We start from the raw sequence: 14,868 nt of genomic DNA on the forward strand, positions 1-14,868 counted from the left end.
TCATCATCCCTTCGCAATTTTACCTGTATGACGGGGAAGGGTTGTGAAGTGTGACAGTTACGCAAAAAAAATGAAAATCCATACCGATCCTCCGGTGGTCCAATGAAATACAATGCACGGTTGAAGCGGGAGATTCCGAAGGGTTGGAATGTAAACTCGCTTTCTGATGTAGTAAATAACATTGCTGCAGGCACGAGACCTGGCGAACGTCTGCAAGAATTGTATTACACTCCATTAGACGATATCCCAATGCGTAGAATGAGTTTCTATGGCGGGCAGTCGCATGAAGAAGCAAAAAGCAGCTTAATCCTGTATCAAAAAAATAATATTCTTTTAGACGCAATGCGTGTCCATTTTCACCGGCTTTGTATCTCATCACAAGTCGGAATCACGCGCTCGACAACTATTGTAATGCGTACAAAAGAGCCGAAATTGATGCCTTTTGTATATCAAGTGGTTAACTCGGACGAGAAGATCGCATATGCCGTAAATCAGTCAGGAAAGTCGCAGCAACCCTATGTAAACTGGGAGGGTGAGCTTGAAAAGTATAGCTTTGCAATGCCGCCTGAAAATTTGGCGCTTCGATACTCGGACGAGATAATATCAATAATAGAAAAAGTGAAAAGTAGCGAGCAAGAAAACTTTGAGCTTACCGCGCTCCGCAACTTTCTACTCCCGCTTCTGATGAACGGGCAAGTCACGGTAGCGACGGCAGAATCAGTGGCAGAGCAACTTACGTAGCGAATACAGAACAGCCCAAAGCAATGGCCCTTCCTTTTAATTTTTCGCCGTCACTTATGGTACGGTTCACCTTAACGGGTCTATCGGCGAAAAAGAATGGCGGCCCTGCCGCCGCCAGCTTATACATATCCATGGATCAATGTGACGACAAGAACTCAATCGATTTCCTGCACCGTCTCTTCCCGCAGCCTTTTGATGTCACTGATCGGCGGGAGACCAAACAGCCTAGCGTATTCGCGGCTGAATTGTGTGGCGCTCTCGTAGCCGACACGATAAGCTGCGTCAGCTGCATCGAGGGATTCGGCTAATAGCAGACGGCGCGCCTCCTGAAGGCGAATCCGTTTTAGGTACTGCAGCGGGCTCAGGGCAGTCACTTCCTTGAAGTGACGATGAAGCGACGAGGGACCCATATGAACCATTCTTGCGAGTTCGTCGATATGAAGCGGCTGGGCATAATCAAGCTTGATGCGGGCGATGACACTGGCGATCCGGCTAGTACCGCTGCCAGCTAGGGCAAGCTGCTTAAAGGCTCCACCTTGGCTTCCCTTCATTATCCGGTAATAGATCTCGCGGACGACCAGCGGCGCCAGATGAGGAATGTCGCCAGGCGTATCCAGCAGCCGAACGAGCCGAACTGCTGCGTCCAGAAGCTCGGGACTCGTCCAGTCGACGAAGGCGCCCCGTTTCGCCTCTCTGCCATCCTCCGCATCCGCGCCTTGCGTCATTTCCAGTACCTGAGCGGGATCCAGTCCAAGCCGCATACACAAATAAGGCGCTTCGGGAGAAGCTTGAATAAGCCGCGATGTGACCGGCAGATCGACCGATACAACAAAATGCGAGGAGGGACCATAGGTAAAGCTATCTTCTCCCAGCATAACAATCTTCGTGCCACGAGCTACGATGACGATTGCTGGCTCATAAACTGTATTGACCGGCAGTGTGGTTTTTGAGCTGCGAATCAGATGCAGCGATGGCACGGATGTTCCGAACATCCCGTCTCTGCCCGTATGACGCTCGATTAACCTGCCCAACTCAGCAAGCTGGTCAACTGACTTATGTCCACCATCGAACGAGTGCCCGTCCTGATCGGCGCCTGACAGCGCCGACGTGAACTGCGGATGCGACATTTTCCCCCTCCATTCTTTATCCCCTTTGGTAAGTTCATTATAGCACCGATCGGGGAGGCGACTGTTCGCTTGAGAGGATTAGGCAATAACTTGATACAAACCGGCTACCCGGTTAGGCACCCATCGTCGCATAATAAAGGCGTAGATCAAATTACGGGTATAGAGAGGCGAAACCAATTATGAAAAGAAGAACGTTAGGTAAGAGTGGCCTTGTAGTATCTGCGCTCGGGCTTGGCTGCATGGGCATGTCCGACTTTTACAGCGGTAGGGACGACGAGGAATCACTGCGCACGATCGATCGTGCATTGGAACTGGGCATCAATCTATTGGATACAGCGGATATGTATGGCGTCGGCAAAAATGAAGAGCTGGTCGGCAAAGCAGTCAAGGGACGCCGCGATAAGGTAGTATTGGCGACCAAATTCGGCAACATGCGCAGCGAGGACGGAAAGTACCTAGGTATTAACGGTCGCCCGGAATACGTCAAGGCCGCTTGCGAAGCGAGCCTGCGTCGTCTCGGCGTCGACTATATCGATCTGTACTATCTGCACAGAGTCGATCCGAACACGCCGATCGAAGAGACGGTCGGCGCGATGGCCGAGTTGGTACGCGAAGGGAAGGTACGATACCTTGGCCTGTCCGAGGCCGCTCCGGCTACCATTCGCCGTGCGGCAGCCGTACATTCAATTGCCGCGCTTCAGACGGAGTATTCGCTATGGAGCCGCGACGTCGAGGACGGCATCTTGGCTGTATGTCGGGAGCTCGGCATCGGCTTCGTGCCGTACAGCCCGCTCGGCCGCGGATTTCTGACAGGACAGATTCGCAAATTCGAGGATCTGGCGGAGGATGATTACCGCCGATTCTCCCCACGCTTCCAAGGAGAAAACTTCCAGCGCAATCTGGATCTCGTCGAGCGGGTCTCCGAGCTGGCCGCCGATAAGGGCTGCGAGCCGTCACAGCTGGCGCTTGCATGGTTGCTGGCGCAGGGACAAGATATTGTGCCAATTCCTGGTACAAAGAGGATCAAGTACCTGGAGGAGAACGTAGGCTCGCTTGCAGTCGAGTTGACAGCAGCAGACTTGGTGCGCATCGACGAAGTGGCTCCCCGAGGAACAGCCTCTGGCTTGCGTTATCCCGAAGCCGCGATGAACAGCCTCAACCTTTAAGGATGGAACTCACCATATAACCAGATACGTTAAAGGCAGCCGACCTCCAAAATCGGCTGCCTTATTCACGCTAACGGGCAAGAAAGCCTAGTTTGATTAAGCAAAGTCATATGTACCAATCGAGATCGCTACCACGGAACAGATGCAATAGATCAGCGAAGGCTTCCCTGGGTCGGTATTGAAGTGGGGAAACGCCAATGTGTTTCTTGAATACCTTGCTGAAATAATACGGGTCGTTCAGACCGGAAAATGAGCGCTCTTTGAAATTCATTGCGTGCAACGTTTGAAGCAAGGCGGATTTGCCAGTCACGGATGTACAATGAGCCGGGCAAGACGGTCATGCTAAATGCGTACGACAACAAAACCGATATCCTCCTCGGATTTTATTCGGAGCAGGAAATTTCCTATGACTACCGAAATGAAGAACAGCAACGGGATATCATATATAAACAGTTTTCTGAAGTAGGCTGGCGAACTCGGCGTTATTGACCCCCACTACGATTTGCGCTCGGCTCGGAAGTCTTACCTATGGTGCGTGGCATCTATGCTGACCGTCTAGCAACCTGGGAAGCCTGGGAGACTGGAGCGGACATCAACATCACTTAGCGGAATATATATCAGATAACCAACCGGCTTTCCATTTTAACAAGGAACCTCTCCGACTTTTTCGAAGAGGTTCCTTGTTACAACCACAAATTTTGCCCTACTTATGGTAGGGTTCTCCCCGGTTAATCTTGACCGCCCGGTACACCTGCTCCAGCAGCACGAGCCGCATCAGCTGGTGCGGCAAGGTCATGCGCCCGAAGCTGAGCCTCTGCTGGGCGCGCCGAAGCACGGCGGGCGCGAGGCCGGTGCTCCCGCCAATGACAAAAGCCACGTGGCTCCGCCCGTACGTGGCTAACGAATCGAGCTGGCCGGCGAGGTCCTCGCTCGACCAGAGCTCCCCGTCCAGCGCCAGCGCGACGACATGCGCGTCCGGCTTGATCTGCGCGAGCAGCCGCTCGCCCTCGCGCTCGCGGACCTGGGCCTCCTCGGCGGCGCTCATCGTCTCGGGCGCCCGCTCGTCGGCCACCTCCGTGAGCGTGAGCTTCACGTAGGGGCCGAGACGCTTTGCGTATTCGGCAATCCCGAGCACGAGGTACTTCTCCTTCAGCTTCCCGACGGCAGCGATCTGAATATGCATCCGCTATACCACCAAATATTCCGCGATGTGGTCGCACTGCCCCATCTCGCAGGTCGCCGGCGCTTCCCACTCCGCAAATTTCGTCTTCACGAGATCCACGATATCGGGCGCGTCCTCGAACTCGTCCACGAACTTATCGATTGCCAATTCCACATGCTCTTTGCATACACAATACATGAATAAATATCCTCCAGCTTCAACTCTGTTTTTCGTCCGTCGTTCGTCTAACCTACTACCGCTACTGCCCATTTTACGCGAAAAAATCAGCTCGTCAAACGCAGTTCCCGATTCCGGGCGCTGCACGAGCTGATCCGCCTGCCTGATGATACTGCTTAGTCTTCCGTCTTCTCCTCCAGCTTAAACGTAGCCGTGTGCTTCTGCCCGTCGCGGTAGAAGGTGACTTTGATGTCATCGCCGATCTTCTTCTTGCCGTACAGGTACTGGCGCAGATCCATCGTGCTGGCAATCGACTGACTATCCAGCTTTACGATGACGTCGTTGAACGCCAGACCCGCTTCCTGAGCCGGTCCAACCGCCTGGAGGACGATAACGCCATCCTGCACATCGGCAGGAAGCTTCAGGTCGCTTCGCGGCACGACAATGGTATCGTCGTCTCCCATGTCAGGCAGCGAGCCATCCTCGCCGGTTCCTGGCGCTTCCGCTCTCGGGCCCTCGGTTGCTGCGCCGTCATCCTTGCCTTCCGCATCACTGCCATTGCTGCCGTTGTCATCGCTGCTGCCGCCCCCATCAGGGCTGCTGCCGACGCTATCATCCCCCGCTGCGGACTGTTGGGCAAAATACTGCGCCAAATCCATCGTATATACGCCCAGGTACGGTCGTTTCACTTTGCCGTATTCCAGCAAACTCTTCACGATCGGAAGCGCTTCGTGGGAGGGAATCGCGAAGCCGACGCCTTCTACGCCGTAATCCGCGATCTTCATGCTGTTGATGCCGACGACATTGCCGTCGAGATCGATCAAGGGGCCGCCGCTGTTGCCTTGGTTAATCGACGCGTCGATCTGGATGACTTCCTGCTCCCAGTCGTAGTTGCCGTCCTGACTGAGCGACACGGGGATGATCCGTTTCGTCTTGCTGACGATCCCCATGGACAGCGAATCGCTGAGCCCGAGCGGATTGCCGATGGCCATGACCCATTGCCCTGCGCGCAAATCATCGGATTCCCCGAACGATGCCACCGTATTGATGCCGCGGTCATCGATTTCGAGCACCGCAAGATCGGTGATCTCATCCTTGCCGATGATTTTCGCATCGCGCGTGTCCCCATTGCTGAGCACGGCTTTCACGGCCACCGCGTCCGCAATGACGTGATTGTTCGTCAGAATATGCGCCTTGCCTTTCACTTTCTCGAAAATAAACCCGGACCCCAGCGCGGCCTGCTCCAGCCCGGAACCATCCCCGGAGCCCTGCGCCGCGCCATCGGGTAGTGCCTGCTCGTTGATAATGCTCACGACGGCAGGTCTTACCTTTGCCGCCGCGGAGATCGTTTTCTCCAGCGGATTATTGTCGTTCAGCCCCACCTTCGTCACGCCGGCCACCGCGCTAACCGTGCTGTCGCTGTGATCGAATCCGGTGAAGAGCGCGAACACGATTACCACCGCAGCCGCGCTGATGACCGACGAGGTCATCGCCACCTTCAGCGGCGTCCAACGCATGCCGCGTCGCTTGAACGCGGCGTCCTTCTGTGCCTGGAACGTCACGCGCGCCCGCCGCGATATCCGCGTCGAGTAAAAATCATCATCGAATAAGCTCATCTATAATCGCTCCTCTCGACGCCCGGGGACATCAAGAACATTATTTTACGAATCTAGGAATGATATCGGTAGATTGGACTACAATGGTAATAGATAGGATGAACCGCTAGCGGAGGTAACTCCCGCTCGGATCATCCAACAGGCAGAACCGCTTGCGGCGCACCCCGCCGCTCTTATCTTCCATTCCCAAAGGAGGACAACCCCATGGCCCACAAAGCCGCCATCGCGCTCGAACAGCTCAATCTCGCCGCCAAGCTGGCTGACCTGAAGGAAGACCATTACCGCACGTTGCTGACGATCAGTGCCGTCGCGGAGCTGCTCATCGACAAGGGGATCATCGCCCCGGACGAGCTGGAGCGGAAGATCCAATCGCTCGACTCCGAGCTGGACGAGCTTATTTCCGCCTCACTTCATCCCATGCCGTAGGCCGGTCATGATACGTTTCTCGCAGCGGATGCTCATCCCGTTTGAAGAAGAACCCATTGCTCTCCAGTACTTCATTCACCGTCATTCTCGCCAAATCAATCAAATTGTGGTCCAGGCTCAGGTGAGCCAGGTAGACCCGCTTCGTCCGGTCCGTCATCAGCTGGCAGAGCGCTTCCCCCGCCGCCTCATTCGACAAATGCCCGACATCGCTCAGGATACGCCGCTTGATGTTCCAGGGGTAGCGCCCCATGCGCAGCATGTTCACGTCATGATTCGACTCTAGCACGAGTACGTCGGAATCCTCTATCATCAGCCGGACCTTATCGCTGACGTAACCGAGATCGGTCGCGAGGCTCAGCTTCAGCCCGTCTTCCTCGAACACATAACCGACCGGCTCGGCCGCATCATGCGAGATCGCATACGAAGTCGCCCGCAGCATGCCGAAATCCAAGCTCTCCCCCGTCTCGAAGACGACCCGCAGCTCGTCGCCAAGCTGGCCAACATGCCGCTCCAGCGCAGCCCAGGTGGCCTCGTTGGCATAGATCGGAACGTTGAATTTTCGAGCAAAGGCACCCAAACCCTTAATGTGATCGGAATGCTCGTGCGTCACCACGATCGCGTCGATCTCATGACCGGACACGCCCTGCTCCCGCATCAGCTCATCGAGCCGTTTGGCACTCAAGCCCGCATCGACCAGCACCGTGGCGTCCTGCCCCTTCACGACCGTCGCATTCCCCGTCGAACCGCTTCCCAGTACCGTAAATCGCATTCCCATGTTCCCCAAACCTGTCCTTTCCCACTGCCGCCCGCCGGCCCATTCCCGCGAGCAGCCTCCCGTAAATCCGCTTATTCCGTTACCACTTCTCCGCTGATGGCATTCATATAATACTGTCCGCCATCCTCCAGCAGCACACGCCACGTAGGCGCGGAAACCTGGATATCCGAGTTGAAAATCTGCCCGTGATAGCCGAGCGTGATTTCTTTGATCACCGCGCCATTGTGCATGAGGTTCTTGTTCTCGATCAAGCTCGAGACCACCTTCGTCGCCGGCAGCACCGACTGCGGCGCCGCTTTCCCCGAGGGCAGCAGCTCGATGAGATCCTGCTTATAGGCGACGATTTTCAAGTTGCTGTAGAAGAGCTCAAGCTTCACGTCGAACATCGGGCGACCGTCGACCATCCGATAGAAGACGAACTCGCTGTCGCGGTCCTCGCCGAACGTATATTGATCCAAGTCCGGAATAATGCTCCCTAGACTCGCCTGAAATTCCTTCTTGTCCGTGTACACTACCTTGCTGTCCACCGGCTTCGCGAGCTCATGACGTACGCCCTGTCCCAGCTTCGTCTGGACCCGGAAAGTTAAATCCTTCAGCTCCGGCGTCTCCGACGGGATGCTCGTCCCGATCTTGATTCGCTTCTCTTTCATGATCTGCTGCGTCTCCGGCCGCAAATCGCTTACGTCCGCGCTCGAGTTCAGCCCCTCCCGGATATTGGACCAGAGCTGGTAGCCAAGCACGAGATTCAGCAGCAAGAACGCGATGATCAGCACACTCTTCGCCCTGCCCCAGTCCATTCCGACAACGCCTCCACCTGAGCATCTATACCTGCGCTGCGACCATTGGGCACTATTCGCCCGCCTGCTTGCTATTCCTGCGCGGCCCCGCCTTGTCCGTAAAGGTTATTCATGGCCGTGCCGCCGCCCAGTCCCGAGCCCGCGCCCAACCCTGAGCCGCTCCCCGATTCCTTCGCGGCGAGCGCAGCGCCGCCCGGCTCGCCCGGAAGCGGCTTATACCCGCCCGGTATCGCGTCCAGGAGCTTCTCCTGCGAATCATCGTTGAAGCGCACCGCCCAGATCGGATCCAGCGCAAGCGAGTTGTCGCTGGACGGCGTAACGAGCAGCGCCGGATAGACCGCCACGACATCCGCCTTGCGCGGATAGTTCGCGAACGCGTCCGCAAGCATCTCTCCGCCCGGCAGCCAACGAACGCTGCGCTGCTCCGGCTTCTTCTTAAGCGTCAGCATCGACCGCTCGAACTCCGAGACGGTACCATCCTGCAGGCGCAGCTTCATGTTGCCGAACAAGAACGGATCCATCGGTACGAGCGGGTACGAGCCGTAGTATTGCTGGAATTTCAGCACCTGCGCATCCCCGAACTGATCGGCGTACACGAACCGGTGCAAGCCGTCCCAGCCGCCGTGTTGATTGACGAATTGAATGGCGGAATACACGTTCTCGCTCTCGTTATCGCCCTGCCCTTGGGCCGCCACGGAATCCGTATAGCTGAGCCAGCGTCCATTCTGTTCGATCTGCAGGCCGCGCTTGCCGTCCGTATAGATCTGCGAACCGTTACGGTCGCTGATCGCCCGCGTCACGCCCGGATCGAGGAACGTATAGCTCTGCATCGTTTCCGTCGTGTAGCTGTCGAACCCGACGATCGTCGCGCTCGACTCCACCGGTCCCTCCGGCAGATAGATGTCGTTGCCAAGCCGCTTGTAATTCACTTGATACTCGCCGTAGCCGACGTACATCTGTACGTCCTGCGCGGTCAAGTCAGCCTTGACCGACTCGTAGACCGTCAGCTTGTCGGCGCTGAAGAAGTACGTTCTGACTTCGTCCCGATCGCTGCTCTTATAGATCCAGATGCGGTTCACCACGTCGTTCATGAACGGCGTATCGCCTTCCAGCTTCAGCACCTTGCTGAGCAGCTCCATCGGAACCCCGCGCGCGAAACGAAGCTCCAGCCCCTGGTCGCGGTCGCGGATCTCGTCCCAATCGACCGAAGCGGATGTCATGCGCTGGAAGCCCTTGAACTCCCGGCTTTTGATCTTGCCGAAGATCAGATTATAGAAATTCGATGCCGGATACAGCACCGTATGCTTTGATTTACCCAAGTGAAGAACCATATCCTCCGGAAAAATCACGTTCTCGACCTTGCTCTCTTCTCCGATCGGCTCCGATGGCAGATAGCCCTGCTGCGGCGATTTGGTTACGCCGAGACCCGGCATGCTGTACGCGAGCAGATAGCTCTGCACGAGGCTTAGAATGACCAGTGCGGTGAGCAGCAGCGTCTTCGCCTTGTCGATCATGCCGTCTCACCTCCGGTAATCAGAGGTAGAACAACCGTGACCGTCGTGCCTTCGTTCAACTCGGAATCGAGCGCGATGGTTCCGCCGTGCGCTTTGACGATTTCCCGGGCAATGGAAAGCCCGAGACCCGTGCCGCCCATGCTCCGCGAGCGGGCCTTGTCCACCCGGTAGAACCGGTCGAAAATCCGGCCCAGATCCCGCTTCGGAATGCCGATACCGGTATCCTTCACGCTGATCGCGATCGAAGGCGGCCCTTGCCGCCCCTGGTCGCCCGCTTCATTGTCGGCTCGGGCGTTCAACCTACCTTGGTCGTCAGCTCCGCTGCCCCTGGTCGTAAACTCCGTTCCTGCCGCGCGGGCATGCACCCTGCGCGCCGTGATCTCGATACGTCCCCCGTCCAGCGTATACTTGATCGCGTTGGACACGAGATTATCGAGCACTTGATCGATTTGGTCGCGGTCGAGCCAGACCGTCGTGATACCGTCCTCGACATGCACGGCCGCCCGAATCGCCTTCTTGCGCATTTGGAAAGAGAAGCGGTCCGCCACCTCTTCCAGCATTTCCGGCACGTTCGTCTGCTGCCTGCGCAGCAGCCCTTGGTTAGAATCAAGCCGCGACAGATGCAGCAGGTCGGTCACGAGCCGGATCATCCGCTCCGTCTCGTTGCGAATGACGCCCACGAACCGCTGTCCGAGCTCGCGCTCGTCCATCGCGCCTTCGTCCAGCGCTTCCGCATAGCTCTTGATCGTCGTGAGCGGCGTGCGCAGCTCGTGCGAGACGTTCGCCACGAACTCGCGCCGCGACTGCTCTAATCGCTCCTGCTCCGTAATATCCTGCAGCACCGCGATCGTGCCGGAGATGCCGTGCTCCCGGCGATGGATCGGCGTCAACGTTACCCGCAGCAGCTCGTCCTCTTCGCCCTCGGACTGCAGATGATAGATCACCGCCGGCTGATCGCTTCCTCTAGGAAGCGACGCAAGCGGCGATTCGTCGATCCGGAACAGCTCGTTCAGCCTCATGCCCTCGCAATCGTCCCTGCGCAGCATCTCGCGCGCCCGGCGATTCGAGATAATGACGATACCCCGCTCGTCCGCCGCTACGACGCCATCGCTCATGTTGGAGAGAATCGAAGCAATCTTCTCCTTCTCTTCCTCGTTAGCCGATAATGCGTCGCGCAGCCGCATCGTCATATTATTGAACACCTCGGAGAGGCGCCCGATTTCATCATCGCCAAGCACCGGCACCTGCTGGTCGAACCGCCCTTCGGCAACGCCCGCAGCCTGCCTCGTGAGCGCCTTGATCGGATTCGTGATCGTATGCGCCAGCAGGATGCCAAGCACGCCCGTCAGTCCCAGCGCGAACAGCATCCCCGACATGAAGATCCGGTTAATGCGGTCTACCGTGCGGTATAAGTCCTTCATGGATGCAATCAGATACACCGCACCCACGATTTTATCGCTATATACGACCGGCTTTGCGATTATCTTCTTGCGCTGGCCGTCTTCGTCGATGATTTCCTCTTCGTTGTCCGGAATGCCCTGCAGCGCGCGGCTGACCGCAAGCGACGTATTTTTCTTCCCGATATACGATTGATGGGATTGCGAAGATGTCGCCAGCACCTTGCCGCTCACGTCCATCACTTGGATCTCCGCTTCGTTAATGCTGAACAGGTTGCTCACCAGCATGCCGAGGTACTCTTCGCGCGTTTGTTCGCCGGGATTGCCCGGCTTCTCCGGCTGATTGGACAGCGTCTGCGCCGCGATATCGGTCAGCAGGTTCGCCTGCTCGTTCATATTGTTCGTGAAATTCGACGTCAGCGACGTCTTCATGGTGCTAATGAAATACACGCCGATCAGCTGCATCGCAATCAAGATCAGCAGCACGTAGATAATAATCAGCTTGACTTGAATGGTGCGGAAAAAGCGTATGCCCCCGTTCATCCGAAGCCGAAACCTCCGGATTTCGGATTGCGCATGAGGTAGCCCAGGCCGCGGCGGGTCAAAATATACTCCGGCCGGCTCGGATCATCCTCGATCTTCTCGCGAAGCCGCCGAATCGTCACGTCCACCGTACGCACGTCGCCGAAATACTCGAATCCCCAGACAGCCTGCAGCAGATGCTCGCGCGTCATCACCTTGCCGTTGTTGCGCGCCAAGTAGTACACGAGCTCATACTCGCGGTGGGTCAGATCAAGCGGTTCATTGTCCTTGTATACCACGTACATATCCGTATCGATAAACAAATTAAAAATCGCGAGACCCTGCTTGTCCGCTCCGGCGGCATCCGCGCTCGAGGCGCTTCCGGCGACGGCAGCGGCGGCAGACTCGTTCTTCGTCCGGCGTAAATGCGCTTTCACCCTGGCCAGCAGCTCGCGCGTGCCGAATGGCTTCGTCACGTAATCGTCGGCGCCGAGCTCGAGACCCAGCACCTTATCCAGTTCCGTGTCTTTGGCCGTCAGCATGATGATCGGCGTCTGCAGCCGGGTACGCACCTCGCGGCACACATCCATGCCGTCCTTCACGGGCAGCATCAGGTCCAGCAATATCAAATCGGGTAATTCCTCGAATGCCAGCCGCACCGCTTCTCCGCCGTCGAACGCGCAGATGACCTGGTAGCCTTCCTTTTCGAGGTTGAATTTTATAATATCCGCAATCGGTTGTTCGTCGTCGACCACTAGTATTTTTCCGTGCATCGCTACACCGCCTGTCGATTAAGCAATCTCCCTTTATTCTACCATAGTAGCCATGCGCGTTCCCAATGAAAGTTCCCTCATATCAGGGGAGATTTAGGCGAATAACGGCGAATTGGCGCCTTTTCGGCCCATATATCCCCTTACACAACAAAACACCGCCGCGGCCAAGGAGCCGGGCGGTGTTTCAACGATAAGCTTTCCAGATTATAGATATTTAAGCGGGTTCTGCAGCTGACCGTTCTTGTGGACTTCGAAATGCAGATGCGTGCCGAAGGAATGGCCGGTATTGCCCATGATGCCTATGGTTGAACCTTGGCTGACGGTCTGGCCCTTCTTGACCGAAATCTTGCTCAAGTGGCCGTACCAAGTCTCATACCCGTTCTTATGGTCGATAATGATACAATTGCCGAGCCCCGGGCGCGTTCCCGTGAAGGTAACAACCCCGTTGTCCGCAGCCATAATCGTATGACTGCCGACCATATCCACGCCGCGATGCAGCGCGCCCCAGCGCATTCCGAAGAAGCTCGTTAAACGGTGGCCGGTGACCGGCCACGCGAATTGTCCGGTGCCCTCGCTGAGGTTCACCTTCGTGCCCTTCATGATAATCGCCGGCACGGAAGGCTCGAGCACGACCTCGCTGATCAGCTCTTCGCTCATCAGGTAGCCGTTCTCCTTCACCAGCCGGTAGACAAGCTGCTTCTTGCCGCTCTGCCCTTGGCGAATGATCTTCTGTTCGCCCGACTTCATGTTGCTGTTCTTCTGAAAGACCGTCTTCGGCTCGATGGATTCCGTTTCGGTCACGTTCTCGACCGTCTGGACCGTTACCTCCGGCTGCAATACGGTCAAATCGAGCACGTCGCCGACCTTGATCATATCATCCTTGATCCATTTGTTCCGCTCATAGATAACCTGCGGCGAAATATTGAATTTCTGCGCGACGCAGCCGACGCAGTCGCCTTCTTGGACGGTGTACGACTTCGGCTTCACCGTTCCTTTGATGAGCTGCAGGTAGAGCTGCTCCGGATCGGCAATGTCGGTCGGTTGCACGTCGGCGTCGTTCGTCGCGATCTTCTCGACGAATTTCACCGACTTGAGCGCCGTCCTCGACTTCATGCTGCCGTCGGCCGAATAAGCGAGTGCCGTTACTTCCGTCTTCGCCGATTTGGTCTTGGGCGCGTATTTGCCCTGTACCCGATTGAGCAGCGCGGTTGCCGTCGCTTTATCCTTCACGACGCCGACCTGCTTGCCGTCTACGACGAGCGCGACGCCCGTCGCATGGCTGACGAACAGCCCTTCGAGCTTCTGCAGGGTTGCGGTTGTTTCCGGATGTGCATTGTAAGCGCTTTTATCCCCATATGTGATCTTACCCGTATCCAGCACCATATGTAGATCAGGATTTTCCTTCTCCAGCTTCTTCTGCACATTGCCAATCAGCTCCGTTACTTGCGCCTTGGAACTGACCTCGCCGATCAAATTGCCGTTTTGGTATACCTCGAGATAGTCTACTGTATGTGCCTTCACGTAGTGCGTTCCGCTCAAGACGGCGGCGACAAGCACGACGGCTGCGCCTCCTGTAAGCAGAAGCGGTTTTTTTCGCTGCGTACGCGGATGCGTGGGAGAATTGTGCTCTATATCAGACTGCGAATGAATGTGATTGGGCCCTACGCGCCGAAAAGTCTGCCGGAATGAATTCCATGCTTTTCGGAATCGACCCTTGTCCGTAAAAAAGGTCATGATCGTCTCCTTTTCGCGTTATGCTTCCTTAAAGTGATCAGATCCGACAATGAAATTTCTACATTATCAGGCCACGATTCCTACTTTAACATAACGCGACAGGCGGGTTCAACCGGACGCCCTTTTACACGACATTAATATTTGCTCAGAATTGACGACATTTTATCGTACTCTTCCCGGTCCAAATATTGCGCCATCAACTGGTTCACCTTCGTCATTTCCTCTGCGGTCAGCCCTTCCTCCATCATCGCCGATATCTGCTGCCAAGCATCCTGGGGAAGCTTTTTCATCATGTCGTTGAACAGCTGCTCCTTGTCCGCTTCGCTCATCTGCGACTTGGCCGCATTGATCTCGTCCGTCGACATCGCCACTTCGTCCTTCGACGAGGATCCGCTTGCATCCGTGCCGGTGCCGCCGCTCTCCGTACCCGCACTGCTGCCTTGTCCGGAAGACGCGCCGCTGTTCCCCTTCGGTCCCGTTCCGCCGCCGATGTCGCTCAATTGCCCGTCGGTCAAATCGCTGAACGCGTCCTTCGAATCGTCCGCGTTCCCACCTCCGCCTGCGCCATTCTCTGCCGAAGCCGATCCTTGGCTGCCGTCGTTTCCGCTTCCGCTGCCCGCGGAAGAATCGGCCGGCTTGCTGTTGTCCGACGAATCGTCCTTGCCGGACGAATCATCGTTACTGGATGAAGCGTCCGCCGTATTCGTTTTCGAGTCCGAATCCTGCTTGGCAACCGGATCGGATCCCCACATTTCGCCCCACAAGCCGCTGAGCGCGAAAGGCTGCTCCTCCAGCGGGATATGAAACTGCTTCAGCAGCGTCTCCACGTAACTGTTCACGACATAGCCCGTCGTCCAGATCGACAGAAAACTGATGAGCAGCGCTGCCGCGACGAGCTTCCCGAAGGCGGCCGCTACTTTCCCTGTTATCTTCCACATTCC

General features: G+C 56.5%; 15 protein-coding genes. 3 read left to right on the forward strand and 12 right to left on the reverse strand.

The genetic code is table 11. The features are described from left to right. The first annotated feature begins 102 nt into the window (after positions 1–102). A complete protein-coding gene (locus tag GT003_RS17410) occupies positions 103–741 on the forward strand; it encodes a restriction endonuclease subunit S (protein ID WP_161700063.1) in 639 nt (212 codons plus the stop codon). A 155-nt stretch (positions 742–896) separates the two neighbouring features. Here the strand turns inward: GT003_RS17410 and GT003_RS17415 are convergent, their stop codons facing one another. After that, positions 897–1,868: an AraC family transcriptional regulator gene (locus GT003_RS17415; protein ID WP_161700065.1), complete on the reverse strand. Its 972-nt coding sequence runs from the start codon at positions 1,866–1,868 to the stop codon at positions 897–899. A 179-nt stretch (positions 1,869–2,047) separates the two neighbouring features. Here GT003_RS17415 and GT003_RS17420 point away from each other — a divergent pair, with 179 nt between their 5' ends. Further along, a complete protein-coding gene (locus tag GT003_RS17420; protein ID WP_161700067.1) occupies positions 2,048–3,034 on the forward strand; it encodes an aldo/keto reductase in 987 nt (328 codons plus the stop codon). Positions 3,035–3,140: 106 nt separating this feature from the next. On the opposite strand, the gene GT003_RS17425 is transcribed toward GT003_RS17420, so the two are convergent. The 4 genes from GT003_RS17425 to GT003_RS17440 form a co-directional block, all read right to left on the reverse strand. After that, positions 3,141–3,305, reverse strand: coding sequence for an AraC family transcriptional regulator (locus GT003_RS17425; protein WP_161700069.1), 165 nt, complete (start codon positions 3,303–3,305; stop codon positions 3,141–3,143). A 432-nt stretch (positions 3,306–3,737) separates the two neighbouring features. Beyond that, on the reverse strand, positions 3,738–4,217 hold the full coding sequence (gene rlmH, locus GT003_RS17430) for a 23S rRNA (pseudouridine(1915)-N(3))-methyltransferase RlmH (protein WP_161700071.1): 480 nt from the start codon (positions 4,215–4,217) through the stop codon (positions 3,738–3,740). A 3-nt stretch (positions 4,218–4,220) separates the two neighbouring features. After that, positions 4,221–4,394 (reverse strand): CxxH/CxxC protein, encoded by a 174-nt coding sequence (locus tag GT003_RS17435; RefSeq protein ID WP_161700073.1) that lies wholly within the window; start codon positions 4,392–4,394, stop codon positions 4,221–4,223. Positions 4,395–4,549: 155 nt separating this feature from the next. Beyond that, positions 4,550–5,989, reverse strand: coding sequence for a S1C family serine protease (locus GT003_RS17440; RefSeq protein ID WP_161700075.1), 1,440 nt, complete (start codon positions 5,987–5,989; stop codon positions 4,550–4,552). A gap of 204 nt (positions 5,990–6,193) precedes the next feature. On the opposite strand from GT003_RS17440, the gene GT003_RS17445 reads away from it, so the two are divergent. Next, complete coding sequence (locus tag GT003_RS17445; RefSeq protein ID WP_161700078.1) at positions 6,194–6,415, forward strand: hypothetical protein; 222 nt, start codon at positions 6,194–6,196, stop codon at positions 6,413–6,415. Here the strand turns inward: GT003_RS17445 and GT003_RS17450 are convergent. The 7 genes from GT003_RS17450 to GT003_RS17480 all read right to left on the reverse strand — a co-directional run bounded on the left by GT003_RS17450 (position 6,384) and on the right by GT003_RS17480 (position 14,865). Continuing rightward, entirely contained in the window at positions 6,384–7,190 is an 807-nt protein-coding gene (locus GT003_RS17450) for an MBL fold metallo-hydrolase (protein ID WP_161700080.1), read from the reverse strand. The two genes, GT003_RS17445 and GT003_RS17450, sit on opposite strands and share 32 nt — an antisense overlap. A 71-nt stretch (positions 7,191–7,261) precedes the next feature. Beyond that, entirely contained in the window at positions 7,262–7,987 is a 726-nt protein-coding gene (gene yycI, locus GT003_RS17455) for a two-component system regulatory protein YycI (RefSeq protein WP_161700082.1), read from the reverse strand. A gap of 71 nt (positions 7,988–8,058) precedes the next feature. Then, positions 8,059–9,501: a YycH family regulatory protein gene (locus GT003_RS17460; protein WP_161700084.1), complete on the reverse strand. Its 1,443-nt coding sequence runs from the start codon at positions 9,499–9,501 to the stop codon at positions 8,059–8,061. Then, a complete protein-coding gene (locus GT003_RS17465) occupies positions 9,498–11,441 on the reverse strand; it encodes an ATP-binding protein (protein ID WP_161700086.1) in 1,944 nt (647 codons plus the stop codon). Before GT003_RS17465 ends, GT003_RS17460 begins: the two co-directional genes overlap by 4 nt. Continuing rightward, the gene (gene yycF, locus GT003_RS17470) at positions 11,438–12,193 is read right to left on the reverse strand and encodes a response regulator YycF (protein ID WP_161700088.1); all 756 of its coding nucleotides are present in this window, start codon (positions 12,191–12,193) and stop codon (positions 11,438–11,440) included. The genes GT003_RS17465 and yycF overlap by 4 nt, the downstream gene beginning before the upstream one ends. A gap of 204 nt (positions 12,194–12,397) precedes the next feature. Continuing rightward, a complete protein-coding gene (locus GT003_RS17475; protein WP_338046001.1) occupies positions 12,398–13,750 on the reverse strand; it encodes a peptidoglycan DD-metalloendopeptidase family protein in 1,353 nt (450 codons plus the stop codon). A 311-nt stretch (positions 13,751–14,061) separates the two neighbouring features. After that, complete coding sequence (locus tag GT003_RS17480; RefSeq protein WP_161700092.1) at positions 14,062–14,865, reverse strand: hypothetical protein; 804 nt, start codon at positions 14,863–14,865, stop codon at positions 14,062–14,064. Positions 14,866–14,868: the final 3 nt, after the last annotated feature.

The sequence above is a fragment of the Paenibacillus sacheonensis genome (genome assembly GCF_009909195.1).
Lineage (GTDB): Bacteria > Bacillota > Bacilli > Paenibacillales > Paenibacillaceae > Paenibacillus_Z > Paenibacillus_Z sacheonensis.

Excerpts from the sequence above, each read along its gene's own strand:
- GT003_RS17480 (WP_161700092.1), bottom strand. The coding sequence starts at position 14,865 with ATGTGGAAGATAACAGGGAAAGTAGCGGCCGCCTTCGGGAAGCTCGTC.
- GT003_RS17440 (WP_161700075.1), bottom strand. The coding sequence starts at position 5,989 with ATGAGCTTATTCGATGATGATTTTTACTCGACGCGGATATCGCGGCGG.
- GT003_RS17435 (WP_161700073.1), bottom strand. The coding sequence starts at position 4,394 with ATGTATTGTGTATGCAAAGAGCATGTGGAATTGGCAATCGATAAGTTC.
- GT003_RS17465 (WP_161700086.1), bottom strand. The coding sequence starts at position 11,441 with ATGAACGGGGGCATACGCTTTTTCCGCACCATTCAAGTCAAGCTGATT.
- GT003_RS17410 (WP_161700063.1), top strand. The coding sequence starts at position 103 with ATGAAATACAATGCACGGTTGAAGCGGGAGATTCCGAAGGGTTGGAAT.
- yycF (WP_161700088.1), bottom strand. The coding sequence starts at position 12,193 with ATGCACGGAAAAATACTAGTGGTCGACGACGAACAACCGATTGCGGAT.
- GT003_RS17415 (WP_161700065.1), bottom strand. The coding sequence starts at position 1,868 with ATGTCGCATCCGCAGTTCACGTCGGCGCTGTCAGGCGCCGATCAGGAC.
- GT003_RS17420 (WP_161700067.1), top strand. The coding sequence starts at position 2,048 with ATGAAAAGAAGAACGTTAGGTAAGAGTGGCCTTGTAGTATCTGCGCTC.
- GT003_RS17425 (WP_161700069.1), bottom strand. The coding sequence starts at position 3,305 with ATGAATTTCAAAGAGCGCTCATTTTCCGGTCTGAACGACCCGTATTAT.
- GT003_RS17460 (WP_161700084.1), bottom strand. The coding sequence starts at position 9,501 with ATGATCGACAAGGCGAAGACGCTGCTGCTCACCGCACTGGTCATTCTA.
- yycI (WP_161700082.1), bottom strand. The coding sequence starts at position 7,987 with ATGGACTGGGGCAGGGCGAAGAGTGTGCTGATCATCGCGTTCTTGCTG.
- GT003_RS17445 (WP_161700078.1), top strand. The coding sequence starts at position 6,194 with ATGGCCCACAAAGCCGCCATCGCGCTCGAACAGCTCAATCTCGCCGCC.
- rlmH (WP_161700071.1), bottom strand. The coding sequence starts at position 4,217 with ATGCATATTCAGATCGCTGCCGTCGGGAAGCTGAAGGAGAAGTACCTC.
- GT003_RS17450 (WP_161700080.1), bottom strand. The coding sequence starts at position 7,190 with ATGGGAATGCGATTTACGGTACTGGGAAGCGGTTCGACGGGGAATGCG.